Here is a 15,270-nt window from a genome sequence, read left to right as displayed (position 1 = left end):
CGATGCGGATCGCGGCGGTCGACACCTTCATCGTCACGGTCCCCCGCGACACGCCCAATCTCGGGCCGCTGGGGCCGGGGGAGCGGGTCAATGCGCGCGGCTACCTGGTGCGGAGGGGCAATGGGACGATCTACCCGACGGTGGATCGCTCCATCGTCGTGCGCGTGACAGACGGCGAAGGCAATGTGGGCTGGGGGGAAACCTACGGCATCTGCGCGCCGCGCGCGACATGCGAGATCGTCAACGATCTGCTTGCACCCGTGCTCATGGACGGCGTGGTTTTAGACCCGGCCGAAACGTGGGATCGCCTCTACGATCTCATGCGCGTGCGCGGATGCACGGGCGGTTTTCACGGCGACGCGCTGGCGGCGATCGACATTGCCTTGTGGGATCTGACCGGCAAGCACCGCGGACTTTCCGTGCGCGAACTGATCGGGCCGGCAGTGCACGGCGCGATCCCCAGCTACCTCTCGGGCCTGCCTGCCGCCACGCTGGACGAGCGGATCGCCCTGGCCCGCGACTGGCAATCGCGGGGAATGACGGCGTTCAAGTTCGCCGCCGTCGTCAGCCACGAAGGCGTGGTCGAGGAAATGGCCGCCCTGCGCGGCGCGCTCGGTCCCGATGCGGAAGTGCTGATCGACCTGCACTGGAAATTCTCGCCGGAAGAGGCGCGCGCCCTGATCGCCCGGCTCGCACCCTTGCGCCCGGGCTTCGTGGAGGCTCCGCTCAAGCCCGAGGACATGCCGGGGCTGGCGCGGCTGGCGGCGGAGAGCCCGGTTCCGGTGGCGGCCGGCGAGGAGTGGTACACCGCCTATGAATTCGCCAATCGCCTGGCGTTCGGCCCGATCGCCTATGTCCAGCCGGAGATGGGGCACACCGGCCTGACGCAGTTCCTGCGCATCGCTGCCTTGGCCGAGGCCCACGGCGTGGCGGTGGCGCCCCATGCCACCATCGGCGCCGGCATTTTCCTGGCGGCCAGCCTCCATGCCTCCGCCACCCTGCCGGGTCTGTGGAAGCATGAATGGCAGCACTCCGTTTTCGAACGGAACCTGGCGGTGCTCGATACCGATATGACCCACGGACCGGATGGCTATCGCCTGCCGACCGGGCCGGGCCTTGGCGTGCGGCCCAATGCGAAATTCCACGAGCTGGCGGAGCACGTCGCGTGACGGCGCTCCGATTGGCAACGATCGAACCTTGGTGCATAGGACCATGTTGTGCGCGCTAAACTCAATGCCCAGCCGAACCAGAGCCTGATCGATGGCATTGCCACGCTCCAGGCGCTTGCGACATCGCCGGAGCCGGTCGGTTGCCGCGAACTGGCGCGGCGGCTGGATGCCGATCCCACCAAGATCAATCGCCTGCTCAAGACGCTGGCCTACCTGGGCATCGCGCGGCAGACCGCCAATCGCAAATATACCGCCGGGGCGGGCATGCACGTCCTGGCGGCGCAGAGCCTCTTCGCCTCCGGCCTGATCCGCCGCGCACTGCCGGTCCTGGAGGGGCTGCGCCGCTTCGGCCACACCGTGGCGCTGGGCGTGCTGTGGGGAGACAGCGTGAGCTATCTGTTCCACGCGCCGCCGGGCATCGAGGCCTCGGCGGGGCTGGGGCGCATCGGCCTGCTGCCCGCGACGACCAGCGGCATCGGCATCGTTCTCCTGTCCGAGCACGACGACGACGAAGTGCGCGATATCTACCGGGACCGCGAGATTCCGATGTTCCCGGATGGGATCGAGCAGTTGATCGCCAAGCTCGCCGAAGTGCGCGAGCTGGGCTACGCCCGCGTTCACGTTGCCGACGAGCGCGATCATCATGTCGTGGCGGTTTCCACCGGCGATCCGGCCCATGCGGGCCTGGCTTTGTCGGGGTGGATTCCGGAAGCCGCTACCGAGCCGCTCGTCGCGGCGCTTCGCGAGGCCGCGCCCGAGATCGGAGGCTGACATGGCCTCACCCGTTCAGGCCGCCTCCGCTTCGGCCGCTCCCGCGCCGAGCGCGGGTGCCGAGGCCGCTGCCCCCGCCGCGCCCGGCCGCATGCGCTGGGCGATACTGGCGCTGCTCTTCGCTTCCACGGTTCTCAACTACGTGGACCGACAGACGCTCTCGATCCTTGCGCCGATGGTCCAGAAGGACCTCGGCATGGACGATATCGGCTATGCCCAGGTCGTCCAGTTCTTCCTGATCGCCTATACCATCGCCTACCTGTTTGCGGGCTGGCTCACCGACCGACTGGGGACGCGGCTGGCACTGGCGCTGTTCGTGGGCTGGTGGTCGCTGGCCAACATGGCGACGGGTCTGGTCCGCAGCGCCGGAGCGCTGGGCGGCGCCCGCGCCATGCTGGGGCTTGGCGAGGCCGGCAACTACACCGCCGGGCCGAAAGCGATTTCCGAGCACTTTCCGCCGCAGGAGCGGGGCTTCGCCTTCGGTACCTATACTGCCGGCGCCATGGTCGGCGCGACGATCGCCCCGCCGCTGATCGGCTGGCTGGCCCTGACCCAGGGCTGGCGCGCGGCTTTCGTGGTGACGGGGGCGCTGGGCTTCGTGTGGCTCGCGGCCTGGCTGGCGATCTATCCGCGCGGCAAGGCCGGCCCCACCGTGACCGCCGAGCCGACGCCCTGGCGCGCGATCTTGCGCGAACGTCCGCTCTGGGGATTTGCGCTGTCGCGGATGCTGGCCGATCCGGTATGGTACTTCTACTTGTTCTGGTTCCCGAAATACCTGTCCGACGAGCGCGGGCTGAACCTGGCCACGATCGCCGCGACGGCCTGGATCGTCTATCTGGCGGCAGACCTTGGCAGCATCGGCGGCGGCGTCTTCTCCGGCAGGCTGATCCGGCGCGGGATCGACCCGGCGCGCAGCCGGCTCATCGGCCTGGCGGCGGCGGCGGTGCTGGCGCCGGTGGGCATGGCTATCTCGACCGGGCCGGCCATCCCGCTGACTTTCGCAATCGCCGCGGCCGTGGCTTTCGCGCACCTCGTGTTCCAGATCAACCTGAGCACCCTGGTGGTCGATCTGTACCCCACGCGCGTCGTGGCCACGGTGTTCGGCATCGTCGCGGCGGGCAGCGGACTGGGCGGCATCTTCTCTACCCAGCTCGTCGGACGGCTGGCGCAGTCAGGGCACTATGACCAGGTGTTTCTGCTCATGGGCATGCTGCACCCGCTGGCGGCACTGGTGGCCTGGCTTTCGCTGCGCAGCCAGCCGCGCTCGGCACTGCGCTCCCCCGATCAGGCGGACTGAACGGGGCGGCTCAGGAAAGGCCGTTCCGGACCTGCCACTGGCGTGCGAGATCGGGCCAGCGGGCAATCGGCCAGGATGGGTCTGCGCGCAGGCCCAGGCCATGGGCGCCGTCCTCGAACAAGTGCATGTCGATCGCCCCGCCCGATGCGCGCACGGACGCGAACAGCGCGAGCGAGTGATCGACCGGCACGACGCGGTCATGCACGGCATGGACCAGGAAGATCGGCGGCGTGATCCCCGGCAGCTTGCCGTCGAACGACCACTGGGCAATGTCCTCGGGCGAAGGGTCTGGGCCGAGCAGGGCGAGCCGCGAGCCGACATGGGCGCCGGCCCCGAGCGTGACCACGGGATAGAGCAGGATCGCCCCATCCGGCCGGGTGAGCAGGTGGTCGGCCTCGTCCAGCACCGGGTAGGTGCGGTCGTAGACCTTGACGCAGAGGCTGAGCGCGAGGTGCCCGCCCGCGGAGCCGCCCATCACGGTGATCCGCTTGGGATCGACGCTCCACCGCCCAGGACCGCCCGCGCGGATCAGCCGCATGGCGCGCTGCGCGTCCTGAAGTGCCACCAGCGCCTTGCCGCCCCAGCGGTCCGCTGGAAGCCGGTAACGCAGCACGAATGCCGCCACGCCCTGCGCATTCATCCAGCGCGCGGATTCGTACCCTTCGCGGTCGATGCCGACGCGGGAATAGCCGCCGCCCGGCACGATCAGCACGGCCGCCCCGGTCGGGTTGGCGGCGGCGAAATAGGACAGGGTGGGCCGGGTGACATGTTCGGCCACGCGGTAGCGAAGGCCGGCATTGTCCCACTGGTCGTCCACGGATTCCGTCACTTGCGGCACCGGGCCTCCGGGCATCCGGCGTTCCGGCCAGAGGGGAAGGATGAGATCGGGTTCGCGGGTGTCCTTCGAGAAGCCGAGGATCTCGGTTGCCGAAGTGGCCGCCTGGGCAAGCGCGTGCGGCGCTGCGAGCGCGCCCGACAGCAGGGTGGCGCCCGCCAGCAGATCGCGGCGGGACGGCTTGGGCAGGTCTGTCATTTGCGGCGTATTCCTCCCTCTCCCCGGGCCTCTTGGCTCCATGCGAAGAGTGCGGGTTTGTGGCGTAGTTAGCAATATGAATTTGCGGACAATTCGATAATGCGCCAATGATCCGATCATACGGTCATAATCGTGGCTATATATGCAACGATGGTCCGCGCCGTTCCGAGCACCGCCGCCCGTCACCCTTACCCCGAAAAGACGAAGTTTACCGTCAGGGATAGGTGATATTCTCCGCGCACAAGCCGAGGATCGGCCCGACCGTGGAGAGCTGGGATGCAGGAGGACAATAGCGCGAAGCCGCAGAATGCGAACAAGGCCCTGTGGGAGAAAGGCGATTTCACCCGTCTGGCCGCAACCATGCGGGAAAGCGGTGAGGAACTGGTCGACTGGATCGCGCCTCGGCCGGGCATGGAGGTGCTCGATCTTGGCTGCGGCGACGGCACGACGGCGGTTCCGGCGGCGCGGCGCGGCGCGCATGTGCTGGGCGTGGACATCGCCTCCAAACTCGTTGCCGCTGGCAATGCCCGGGCGCGCGCGGAAGGGCTGGCGAACTTGCGCTTCGAGGAGGGCGACGCCAGCGCGCTGACCGGGCTGGGCGATGCCGGTTTCGATCTGGTCGTCAGCATCTTCGGCGCGATGTTCGCGCCGCGTCCGCATGATGTCGCCGCCGAGATGGTTCGCGTCTGCCGGCGCGGCGGAAGGATCGTCATGGGCAACTGGATACCCGGCGATCCGACGCTGGTTGCCATGGTGCTGAAGACATGCGCCGCTTTCATGCCGCCGCCGCCCGAGGGTTTCGTCAGCCCGGTGAGCTGGGGCCAGGAAGACCTCGTGCGCGAACGCTTCGGTGCCGCGGGCATCGCACCGGAGCGGATCGCCTGCGAAAGGGCGACCTATACCTTTCGCTATCCCGGAACGGCTGCGGCGTTCCTCGCCGTCTTCCGCGACTACTACGGACCGACCATGAACGCTTTCGATGCGGCGGGGCGAGACGGCCGGCGGGACGCGTTGCAGGCGGAGCTGGAGGCGCTCTTCGAGGCCGAAAACCGGGGCACGGCCGGGCAGACGGTGATACCTGCGACATATCTGCGCGTGACCGTCGAGAGGTAAAGCTCCAGACGTGGCTCACGGCGCGGCGGGGGCGGCGGCCGGGGTGCCGCTTTCGAGTGTGAACAGGGCGACGAGACCCGATGCCACTGCAAGAACGGCTGCGACGATCGCGGCGGTTTGGAATGCCGCAGTGAGTTCCGCCGCGGAGACGGCGATGACCGCGCCGGCCACTGCGGTGGCGACGAGCCCGCCGGTGCGGGCAATCGCGCTGTTGAAGCCCGAGGCGGTGCCGGTATGGCGCTCGTCCACCGAGGAAAGCACGGCAGTGGTCAGCGGTGCCACCGCGCCGGCCATGCCCAGCGCAATCACGGCGATGCCGGGCAGGATGCTGGTCCAGTAGCTGGCCGTGGGATCTGCGCGCATCATCAGCGCGAAGCCGGCGCCGGTGACGATGGGGCCAAGAGTGAGCGGCCAGCGCGGGCCGATGCGCTCGGTCAGGCGCCCGGCAAGGCGCGAGACGGTGCCGATCACTATCGAGAACGGCAGGAGCGCAAAGCCGGCCTGGGTCGGGCTATAGTGTCCGCCGACGATCAGCAGGTAGGGCAGTAGCATCAGCAAGCCGCCCAGCGCGCCGTAGAGCAGCAGGGTCAGCAGGGTCAGGCCCACGAAGGGGCGGGAGGCGAACAGGGCCAGCGGCATCATCGCGCGCTCGCCCAGGCGGCGTTCCGTCATGATGAACAGGGCCAGCAGCAGGATACCCGCCCCCAACCCAATCCAGGTTCCGGTCGATGCCGCGTGATGGCTGGACCACAAGGTCAGCGCCCAGGTGATCGCGCCGAGGGCGGCGGTCGCCAGCAGTGCGCCCGTCCAGTCGAGCGGTTCCCGGCCCTTTTCGCTCTCCTCCACATAGCGCCAGGCCACCAGGATCGCTGCGGCGGCCACTGGTATGTTGAGGTAGAATATCGCGCGCCAGCCGACGCTGTCCACCAGCCAGCCGCCGAGCGGCGGGCCGACGGCGCTGGCGATGGCGCCTGCCGCTGCCCAAGTGCCGACGGCGCGCCCCCGGGCCTCGCCCTCGAACGAACTGCCCAGGATGCCGAGGCTGTTTGGCATGAGGATGGCCGCACCGATGCCCTGCGCCGCGCGCGCGGCCAGCAGCATCGCCAGGTCCTGGGCAAGGGCACAAGCGATCGAGGCAAGCGTGAACAGCACGATGCCCGTCACCAGGGCCCGCTTGCGCCCGAAATGATCGCCCGCGGCGCCGCCCAGCAGCAGCAGCGCCGAGAGCGGCAGGAGATAGGCGTTGATGACCCAGGGCAGGCTGGCGGCGTCTCCGCTGAGTTCCTGGCCGATGGCGGGCAGGGCGACATTGGTCACCGAGCCGTCGATGAAGGCCAGGCTGGATGCCAGCATCGTCGCCGCAATCGTCCAGCGCGGATGGGCGACGGTCTTGCCTTTGCGCGCCACGGCCTGGCCGCTGTCGCAATCGGTGGTGGGCAGGGCGGTCATGATGCCTCGGGCAAATTCAGCAAGGGCGAGGGCGGCAGGGCGGGCGGGGCAAGGCTGCCATGTCCGTCAGAGGTGCCGGGTTTCGGCAGGGGGATGCTGCCAGTCGTCATGCAGGCCGTCCATGTAGGCAAGGGGGGCGGAGACCAGGTCCTCGACCGGCAGATCGTCCAGCGCGGCAAGATGCACGGTGACGAAGTCTCCGCCCATCGCCTCGATATGGCCGTGACCGTGGGTCGCGATCCCGCAGACCGAGCAGAAGCGGTGATGACCTTCGCCCCAGTCGCCCGACTTGCCGTAGTCCGCCAGTTTCCCGTCTCCGCTCAGCAGGCGGAAATCGCCGGGGGCGAGATGGCCGGCGTTCCACATGCGCTGTTTCCAGCAGAACGTGCAGTTGCACTTGCCGGTCCCCAGTTCGAGATCGATGTCCGCTTCGAAAGTGACCGCCTTGCAGTGGCAGCTGCCATGATAGGTTTTCTTCATGATCCCGAGCGCTCCTCCGGCCCTGCAAACCCGCCGTCCCGGCCGGTCGTGCCGAAGGAACAACTCGGCGGCTCCGCATTAGTGCCGGACCATTTGCGGCGGTCTGCCGCGCAAAACGCCGCATTGGTCTCGCCCCGGATGCGGCCCGGCTGTTTTTCGCGGTTTTCCTCACGTCATGCACTTGGCGGCGGGCACCAATCGACCGGGATCGAGTTGATCTGAAAGCGCGGTCTTCCCGCGCCTCAAAAATGCTGCCCCTCGAGAGGCCGATCACCATGACGATACTTGTAAACGGCGCTGCCCAGGACGCTCCGCACGATGCGCGGGTATCTCTGCTGGACTTCCTGCGCGAGACTTGCGGACTTTCCGGCACCAAGAAAGGCTGCGACCAGGGCGCCTGCGGAGCCTGCACCGTGCTGGCCGACGGGGAGCGGATACTCTCGTGCCTCTCTCTGGCCGTGCAATATGAGGGGCGCTCGATCACGACGATCGAGGGGCTGGGCCAGCCCGGCCGGTTGCACCCCCTGCAGCAGGCCTTCGTGGAACATGACGGCTTTCAGTGCGGATACTGCACGCCCGGCCAGATCTGCTCCGCCGTGGGCATGGCTGCCGAGATTGCGCGCGGCGTGCCAAGCCATGTCACGGTCGATCTGGGGGGCGAGGACATCCTGCTCAGCCACGAGGAACTGCGCGAACGCATGAGCGGCAACTTGTGCCGCTGCGGCGCCTACAACGGCATCGTCGAGGCCATCGCCGAGACTTACGGGGCGGAAACCATGGCGGAGGCTGCGGAATGACCCCGTTCACGTATATGCGGGCCACCGATGCGGCGTCGGCGGTTCTCAAGGGCGGCGCGGCGGGCGCCCGGTATCTGGGCGGCGGCACCAACCTCGTCGACCTGATGCGCGAGAACATCGAGACGCCCGAAAGCCTCGTCGACGTGACCGGGCTGCCGGGTGGGATCGACGAGCTGCCCGGTGGCGGGCTGCTGATCGGTGCTGCCGTGCGTAACACGACGCTGGCCGAGCACCGTGCGGTCCGTCTGCGCTACCCGATGCTGGCGCGCGCCATCCTGGCCGGCGCGAGCGGGCAGATCCGCAACATGGCGACTGTCGGGGGCAACATCCTGCAGCGTACCCGCTGTTCCTATTTCTACGACGAGGCCGGATCGCGCTGCAACAAGCGCCATCCGGGAGAAGGCTGCGACGCGGTGGGCGGCTTCAACCGCAATCACGCCATTCTGGGCGCCTCGTCCGCTTGCGTCGCCGTCCACCCTTCCGACATGTGCGTCGCGCTGGCGGCGCTCGACGCCGTGGTCCATCTGCGCGGAAACGGCGGCGAACGGCGCCTTGCCTTCACGGCGTTGCACCGTCTCCCGGGCGAGTTGCCGGACGTCGATACCATGCTCCAGCCGGGCGAACTCATCACCGCAATTGAGATACCGCCGATGCCATTCGCCGCGCGCTCCACCTACCGCAAGGTGCGGGACCGTTCGAGCTATGCCTTCGCGCTGGTTTCCGTGGCGGCGGCGCTCGATATCGAGGGCGGGCAAGTGCGCGACGTGCGCATCGCACTGGGCGGTGTGGCGCACAAACCGTGGCGGGCCGAGCGAGTCGAGGCCCTGCTGCGCGGCGGTCCGCTGTCGGCCACCAGTTTCGCTGCCGCTGCCGAGGCGGAACTGGCTTCCGCGCAGGCGCTTTCGGGCAATGGCTTCAAGATCGATCTGGCACGGCGCACGCTCGTCGCCGTGCTCGAAGACCTGTCAGGAGAGATCGCATGAGCATCGCGAGCGACGCCAAGCAGGCGCTGCAGGGCGCGGTTCAGGGCGTCATGGCGAAAGCGGTCGCCCTCGCGCCGGACAGCTGGATCCCCGGAGGCGAGCCCGATCCTTTGATCCGCGAGCGTTACGGCCATGTCGGCAAGCCGCTGTCGCGTATCGACGGTCCCCTCAAGGTGGCCGGCCGGGCCACGTTCGCGGCGGAGTTTCCGCTGGAGGGCATGGTCTACGCCTCACTGGTGTTCAGCACGATCGCCAAGGGGCGTATTGCGGCGATGGACACTTCCCACGCAGAGACGGCGCCCGGCGTGGTGGCAGTGATGGACCACCACAATGCCCCTCGCCTTGCTCCGCCCCCTGTCTTCATGTCGGCGCCAAAGGCCGCCAATGGCGACAATCTGCCGATCATGCAGGAAAGCGAGGTCAACTGGAACGGCGAACCGGTCGCCGTCGTGATGGCGGAAACGCAGGAGCAGGCCGACCACGCCGCATCGCTGGTCCGCGTGACCTTCGAGGCGGCTCCGGCCCTGACCTCGCTGGACGAGGCGCGCGAACAAGGCACCAAGCCGGCCCTGTTCATGGGCCAACCGCTTCATGACGAGCGCGGCGATGCCGAAGCGGCGCTTGCCGCGGCCGAAGTGAAAGTGGACGCGCTCTACACGACGCCGCGCCACAACCACAATGCCATCGAACTGCACGGGGTGACCGTGGCGTGGCAGGGCGATGTGCTGCGTATTCATGACGCGTCGCAGCTGGTGGCCCATACCGCCTGGTCCATCGGCCAGATGTTCGACATGCCGGAGGACAAGGTCATCGTCACCTCGCCCTTCGTGGGCGGCGGCTTCGGGGGCAAGTGTCTCTGGCAGCATCAGGTGCTGGCCGCGCTCGCCGCGAAGCTGTGCAGTCGTCCGGTGCGCCTCGTCCTCTCGCGCGAGGGCGTTTACCGGGTGGTGGGCGGGCGCTCGCCGACGGAGCAACGGGTGGCGCTCGGCGCGGATCGCGAGGGTCACCTGAAGGCGCTTGTCCATACCGGCGTGACCGTCAAAACCGCCAGCAACGCCATGCCGGAACCCTTCATCCTGCCCACCCGCAGCGCCTATGCTTCCGAGACGCTCAAGCTGGACGTGCAGGTGGTGGAACTCGACATGCTCGCCAACACCTTCATGCGAGCGCCCGGGGAGTCGGTGGGAACGTTCGCCCTGGAAAGCGCCATGGACGAACTGGCCGAGGCGCTGAACATCGACCCTGTGGAACTGCGCATCCGCAACGAGCCCGAAAAAGACCCGAGTTCCGGCCTGCCGTTCTCCTCGCGCCATATCGTCGAGGCCTGGCGCACGGGCGCGGAGCGCTTCGGCTGGGATCGCCGCGACCCGCGCCCCGGCATGCGCCGCGAGGGAGAGTGGCTGGTCGGCATGGGATGCGCCACCGGGACTTACCCCTATTACCGCATGGGCGGCGGCGCGGCCCGGATCACCCTGATGCAGGACGGGCAGGCGGTGGTCGATATCGCCGCGCACGAGATGGGCATGGGTACCGCCACGGCGCAGACCCAGGTCGCCGCCGAAAGGCTGGGCCTGCCTATCGAGGCCGTGCGCTTCAATTACGGCGATTCCACTCTGCCGGGCGTGGTGCTGGCGGGCGGATCGCAGCAGACCGCCGCTATCGGCGCCTCCGTGGGTGCCGCTCATCGCGAACTCGTGAAGCAACTGCTCAAGCTGGCGGGCAATGATTCCCCCCTCGCCGGTCTCAAGCCGGATGACGTGATCAGCCGCGACCAGGGGCTGTGCAAGGCCGACGAGACCGCGCGGCACGAGAGCTATGCCTCGATCCTGTCACGCGCGCAGCAGCCGTCGGTAAGCGTGGAGGCCGAAGGGCCGCCGCCGCTGGAAACCATGCACTGGTCGATGCACAGCCACGCGGCGATGTTCTGCGAGGTTCGCGTCAACACGGTCACCGGCGAGCCGCGCGTCAGCCGGTTCCTGGGCTCGTTCGATTGTGGGCGCATCCTCAATCCGAAGACGGCCACCAGCCAATTCCGCGGCGGCATCATCATGGGGCTGGGGCTGGCCCTGATGGAAGAAGCGCAGTTCGATGAGCGCAAGGGCCGGGTGATGAACCCCAGCCTCTCCGAATATCATGTGCCCGTGCACATGGACGTGCCCGAGATCGACGTGATCTGGACCGACATTCCGGACCCCCATGCGCCGATGGGCGCAAGGGGCATCGGCGAGATCGGGATCACCGGCACGGCGGCGGCAGTGGCGAATGCTGTCTACAACGCCACCGGCAAGCGCGTGCGCGACTTGCCGCTGACGCTGGACAAACTGCTCTAGGGCGCTGGACCGGCGGGGCGCCTCGGGCGGCGGACCTTTTCGTTCCGATGAACCGGTCTATGGCGCACGATCCGGTTCAGTTCGGAGGCAGGCGGCGGATGCGATAGGGGCCGGTCCGGGCCGATAACGGACGGCCTTTCCAGCTTAATCCCACGCGTCCCTCCAGCAGCAGGCAATCGACGGCGGCATGGACCTCGGGCATGGCCTCCCGCCAGGTGTCGCCGGGCGCTATCGCGCGGGCGACTTCGCTTGGGCATACCGTGGCCCCCGGTTCACGGGATGCGAGCAAGGCCAGAGCTGCCGCGCGCGCGTCGCCCATCATTTCCCCCGCGGTTTGCCGCGTGGAGTGCGGCCGGACGTCATCGGATCGGGTCGGGGCGGCGGTTTCCAGCCGGCGGGCGGCGTGCTGCGTTGCTGGTTGGTTCCGAGCCCCATCGCGCCGGGACGCTGGCGTTGCAATCCCGACAGATCGGCGCGCTCGACCTCTTCCGCGCCGGCGCCGCCGCGCAGGAGGCTGATCTTGTCCCGGCAGCGCTTCGCTTCCTCGAAGTCCAAGGCGCTGGCCGCTTCCTCCATCTTGCGCTGCAGGTTTTCGATCGTCTCGGTCATGGATGCTGAACGCGCGGCGACCCTTCCGGTGCCTGCAATGCGGATGAACGCGCGGACCGCCGCGTTCCAAACCGAACCTCACCGGGAGTTCGGCTGGAATCGCGGCCAGTATCTCCTCATTCCTGCAGGTTGTTGCCTCACCGGAATGCGTAATCCGGTCGCTTCCGCGCAGCATCGAGAACTGCTCGTTCCATTCCATTGGCTGCGTTTCGATCGGATTATTGGAATTATCATCTTGCACTTCGGTGATTGTGCAATGCAAGATTGTCCCGCATCATCTTCATGTAATCTCGGTCTGTTTTACGGACAGCCTTCCTATTACCTTGTCAGCACCTTGATCGCGGCAGCCAGCGGCAGGATCGCCAGGGTTTCGAAAAGGGGACAGCATGAACCGGTCCGTCGCCAATCCCTTAAGCCCTGTGGCCGAGGCCCCGTGGTATGCCCTGGACGGCCGGCAAGTGCTGGACGAACTCGGCGTCGCGCCAGAGGGTCTGTCGTACGAGCAGGCGGCAGCGCGTTTGCTGCAATATGGACCCAATAGCCTCCCCGAAACCGCGCGCGTGCATCCCTTACGGCGCTTCCTCATGCAGTTTCACAATCCTCTGATCTATTTCCTGATCGCGGCAGGACTGGCGGCGTTCCTGCTGGGGCATCCGGTGGATGCATCGGTCATCATGCTGGTGGTGGTGGTCAATGCCATCGTCGGCTTCGTGCAGGAGGGCCGGGCGGAGGAATCGCTGAACGGCATGCGCGCGTTGCTGTCTCCCCACGCCGTCGCGCTGCGAGGGGGAGAGCGAACCTCGGTCGATGTGGCGGATCTCGTGCCGGGAGACATCGTGCTGCTGGAGCCGGGAGACCGCGTCCCTGCCGACTTGCGCCTGCTCAAGGCGCGAGGTCTCGCCATCGAGGAAGCCGCGCTCACCGGCGAATCCGTCGCGGCGGAAAAAGGGGAAGGGGCCGTTCCCGTCGACGCGCCGCTGGGCGACCGCGCCTCGATGGCCTTTTCCGGTACGCTGGTGGCCAAGGGGCAGGCCACCGGCCTGGTCGTCGGCACGGGCAGCGCGACCGAGATCGGGCGTATCAGCGGCATGCTTCAGGCGGTGCCGGTGCTGGTGACGCCGCTGATCCGGCAGATCAACCGCTTCTCGCATCAGCTTACTTTCACCATCCTGGGCGCGTCGGTGCTGCTGTTCATCTTCGCGGTCCTGGTGCGCGGCTTCGCCTGGGACGATGCGCTGATCTCGATCGTGGCGGTGGCCGCCGGCGCCATTCCGGAAGGTCTGCCTGCCGTCATCACCATCACCCTGGCCATCGGCGTGCGGCGGATGGCTGCGCGCAAGGCAGTGATCCGCAAGTTGCCCGCCGTGGAAACGCTGGGCGCCACCTCGGTCATCTGCACCGACAAGACCGGCACACTCACGCGCAACGAGATGACCGTGCGCCACGTCTTCACCGCTTCGAGTGCGCTGGAGGTGTCCGGTTCCGGCTATGCGCCGCAGGGCATGATCGCGGCCGATCCGCTGGACGCCCCCGCTGGGGGGCAAGTCGATGGCGGCGATGCGGCGGCGATCATCCGCTGCGGCATGTTGTGCAACGATGCCAGTCTGCGCGAGGAGTCCGGCGTGTGGAGCGTGACGGGCGATCCGATGGAAGGCGCATTGCTTGCGCTGGGGACGAAAGCGGGGATGGACCCTGCCCGGGTGGCCGCCGAATGGCCCCGGCTGGATGAGATCCCCTTCGATGCCGACTATCGCTACATGGCGACGCTTCACCGCGGGCCGGGCGGCGATCATGTGGTCTTCGTGAAGGGCGCGCCCGAGGCTGTGCTGGCTCTGGCGGGCGGGCAGGCCGATCCGTCCCGATGGGACCGGCTGGCTGCCCGCGCGGCGGCCCAGGGCGAGCGCTTGCTGGGCTTCGCCATGCTAACGTTGCCGAGCGCCCGGGACCGGCTGCGCTTCGAGGATCTTCAGGGGCTGACGATGCTCGGGCTCATGGGCTTCATCGATCCGCCGCGCGAAGAGGCGCGCCGCGCCATCGCTGAGTGCCGCAGCGCCGGCATTGCGGTGAAGATGATCACCGGAGACCATGTCGAGACCGCGCGCGCCATCGCCCGCCAGCTCGATCTCGCGGACGATCCGGTGGCGATGTCCGGCGCGGAACTGGAGCGGCTGAGCGATGCCGAACTCATGGAGGTAGTGGGCGGCGTCAGCGTCTTCGCGCGGGCCAGCCCGGAGCACAAGCTGCGCATCGTGCGGGCGCTGCAGGCGCGGGGCGCCATCGTGGCGATGACCGGAGACGGCGTGAACGATGCGCCGTCGCTCGGCAGGCCGATGTCGGCACCGCCATGGGCCTCACCGGCACCGAAGCCGCGCGCGAGGCGTCGCAGATGGTCCTGCTGGACGACAATTTCGCCTCCATCGTCGCGGCCGTGAACGAGGGGCGCACGGTCTACGACAATTTGCGCAAGGTCATCGCCTGGACCCTGCCGACCAACGGCGGCGAGGCCATGCTGATGGTGCTGGCGATCCTGGCCGGCTTCACCCTGCCGATGACGGCGACGCAGATCCTATGGATCAACCTTGTCACCACGATCACGCTGGGCCTCGTGCTTGCCTTCGAGCCGCCTGAAACCGAAGTGATGCAGCGCCCGCCGCGCCGGGCCGACGCCTCCCTGCTCTCACCGTTCCTGCTGTGGCGGATCGTGTTCGTCTCCCTGCTGGTCACCGGCCTGATGCTGCTGGTGTTCTTCGGCGCCCTGGCCCGGGGTGAGGATGTCGAGACGGCGCGCACGCTGGTGGTCAACATGCTGGTGGTGGGGGAGATCTTCTACCTCTTCAACGTGCGCTACCTGCACATGCGGTCGCTGACCCTGCGCGGCGCGCTGGGAACGCCGTCCGTGCTGCTGTCGGTCGGCGCGGTGGTGCTGGCGCAGTTCGCCTTTACCTACCTGCCGGTAATGCACGAGGTGTTCGATACGCGGTCCGTGTCGCTGTTCGACGGCGTGATCATCGTCCTGCTCGGGGTGCTGCTTTTCGCCGTACTGGAAGCGGAGAAGTGGATCATGAAGCGGTTGGACTGGTTCGAGGACCTCCATTCCTGATCCAGGCGGCGCCCTGCGGGCCTGCCGTGAGGCCCGCAGGGCGTGCCGATAGGCGCGGGCGCGCACTGCCTGTTGCCGTCCTTCCGCCAGACTACGTCCCGCCTGACGGTCTTCCCGCCGCAGAGCATGAGCCTTGGCA

At 67.9% G+C, this 15,270-nt stretch carries 14 protein-coding genes; 9 read left to right on the top strand and 5 right to left on the bottom strand.

The window, feature by feature from the left end:
* Positions 1–2 precede the first annotated feature (2 nt).
* Genes AC1VV3_RS19045 through AC1VV3_RS19035 form a run of 3 tightly spaced genes read left to right on the top strand, consistent with a single transcriptional unit; the run spans position 3 to position 3,237 of the window.
* A complete protein-coding gene (locus tag AC1VV3_RS19045) occupies positions 3–1,169 on the top strand; it encodes a mandelate racemase/muconate lactonizing enzyme family protein (protein WP_482963162.1) in 1,167 nt (388 codons plus the stop codon).
* Positions 1,170–1,217: 48 nt separating this feature from the next.
* Positions 1,218–1,940, top strand: a complete 723-nt coding sequence (locus AC1VV3_RS19040; RefSeq protein WP_134095688.1) for an IclR family transcriptional regulator — start codon at positions 1,218–1,220, stop codon at positions 1,938–1,940.
* 1 nt (position 1,941) lies between these two features.
* Positions 1,942–3,237, top strand: coding sequence for an MFS transporter (locus AC1VV3_RS19035; protein ID WP_482962137.1), 1,296 nt, complete (start codon positions 1,942–1,944; stop codon positions 3,235–3,237).
* A 10-nt stretch (positions 3,238–3,247) separates the two neighbouring features.
* Here the strand turns inward: AC1VV3_RS19035 and AC1VV3_RS19030 are convergent, their stop codons facing one another.
* Entirely contained in the window at positions 3,248–4,270 is a 1,023-nt protein-coding gene (locus AC1VV3_RS19030) for an alpha/beta hydrolase (RefSeq protein WP_482962136.1), read from the bottom strand.
* 276 nt (positions 4,271–4,546) lie between these two features.
* Between AC1VV3_RS19030 and AC1VV3_RS19025 the strand changes: the two genes are divergently transcribed.
* Positions 4,547–5,383, top strand: coding sequence for a class I SAM-dependent methyltransferase (locus AC1VV3_RS19025; RefSeq protein ID WP_482962135.1), 837 nt, complete (start codon positions 4,547–4,549; stop codon positions 5,381–5,383).
* A 15-nt stretch (positions 5,384–5,398) separates the two neighbouring features.
* Here the strand turns inward: AC1VV3_RS19025 and AC1VV3_RS19020 are convergent, their stop codons facing one another.
* Positions 5,399–6,832 (bottom strand): MFS transporter, encoded by a 1,434-nt coding sequence (locus AC1VV3_RS19020; protein ID WP_482962134.1) that lies wholly within the window; start codon positions 6,830–6,832, stop codon positions 5,399–5,401.
* 66 nt (positions 6,833–6,898) lie between these two features.
* Positions 6,899–7,312 carry a GFA family protein gene (locus AC1VV3_RS19015; RefSeq protein WP_482962133.1) on the bottom strand — a complete coding sequence of 138 codons (414 nt, stop codon included), beginning with the start codon at positions 7,310–7,312 and terminating at the stop codon, positions 6,899–6,901.
* Between the two features lie 275 nt (positions 7,313–7,587).
* Here AC1VV3_RS19015 and AC1VV3_RS19010 point away from each other — a divergent pair, with 275 nt between their 5' ends.
* Genes AC1VV3_RS19010 through AC1VV3_RS19000 form a run of 3 tightly spaced genes read left to right on the top strand, consistent with a single transcriptional unit; the run spans position 7,588 to position 11,422 of the window.
* Complete coding sequence (locus tag AC1VV3_RS19010; RefSeq protein WP_482962132.1) at positions 7,588–8,109, top strand: 2Fe-2S iron-sulfur cluster-binding protein; 522 nt, start codon at positions 7,588–7,590, stop codon at positions 8,107–8,109.
* Complete coding sequence (locus tag AC1VV3_RS19005; RefSeq protein ID WP_482962131.1) at positions 8,106–9,092, top strand: FAD binding domain-containing protein; 987 nt, start codon at positions 8,106–8,108, stop codon at positions 9,090–9,092. The genes AC1VV3_RS19010 and AC1VV3_RS19005 overlap by 4 nt, the downstream gene beginning before the upstream one ends.
* Positions 9,089–11,422 (top strand): xanthine dehydrogenase family protein molybdopterin-binding subunit, encoded by a 2,334-nt coding sequence (locus tag AC1VV3_RS19000; RefSeq protein WP_482962130.1) that lies wholly within the window; start codon positions 9,089–9,091, stop codon positions 11,420–11,422. The genes AC1VV3_RS19005 and AC1VV3_RS19000 overlap by 4 nt, the downstream gene beginning before the upstream one ends.
* 76 nt (positions 11,423–11,498) lie before the next feature.
* On the opposite strand, the gene AC1VV3_RS18995 is transcribed toward AC1VV3_RS19000, so the two are convergent.
* Together AC1VV3_RS18995 and AC1VV3_RS18990 are read right to left on the bottom strand one after the other, a co-directional pair.
* Complete coding sequence (locus AC1VV3_RS18995) at positions 11,499–11,741, bottom strand: DUF3253 domain-containing protein (RefSeq protein WP_132266030.1); 243 nt, start codon at positions 11,739–11,741, stop codon at positions 11,499–11,501.
* On the bottom strand, positions 11,741–12,031 hold the full coding sequence (locus AC1VV3_RS18990) for a UvrB/UvrC motif-containing protein (protein WP_132266028.1): 291 nt from the start codon (positions 12,029–12,031) through the stop codon (positions 11,741–11,743). Before AC1VV3_RS18990 ends, AC1VV3_RS18995 begins: the two co-directional genes overlap by 1 nt.
* A gap of 386 nt (positions 12,032–12,417) precedes the next feature.
* On the opposite strand from AC1VV3_RS18990, the gene AC1VV3_RS18985 reads away from it, so the two are divergent.
* Positions 12,418–14,463, top strand: a complete 2,046-nt coding sequence (locus tag AC1VV3_RS18985; RefSeq protein WP_482962129.1) for a cation-translocating P-type ATPase — start codon at positions 12,418–12,420, stop codon at positions 14,461–14,463.
* On the top strand, positions 14,376–15,131 hold the full coding sequence (locus tag AC1VV3_RS18980; RefSeq protein ID WP_482962128.1) for a cation transporting ATPase C-terminal domain-containing protein: 756 nt from the start codon (positions 14,376–14,378) through the stop codon (positions 15,129–15,131). Before AC1VV3_RS18985 ends, AC1VV3_RS18980 begins: the two co-directional genes overlap by 88 nt.
* Positions 15,132–15,270 lie beyond the last annotated feature (139 nt).

This window comes from Novosphingobium sp. BL-S-34 (assembly GCF_056857015.1).
This window is presented reverse-complemented; position numbering and strand designations above follow the sequence as displayed.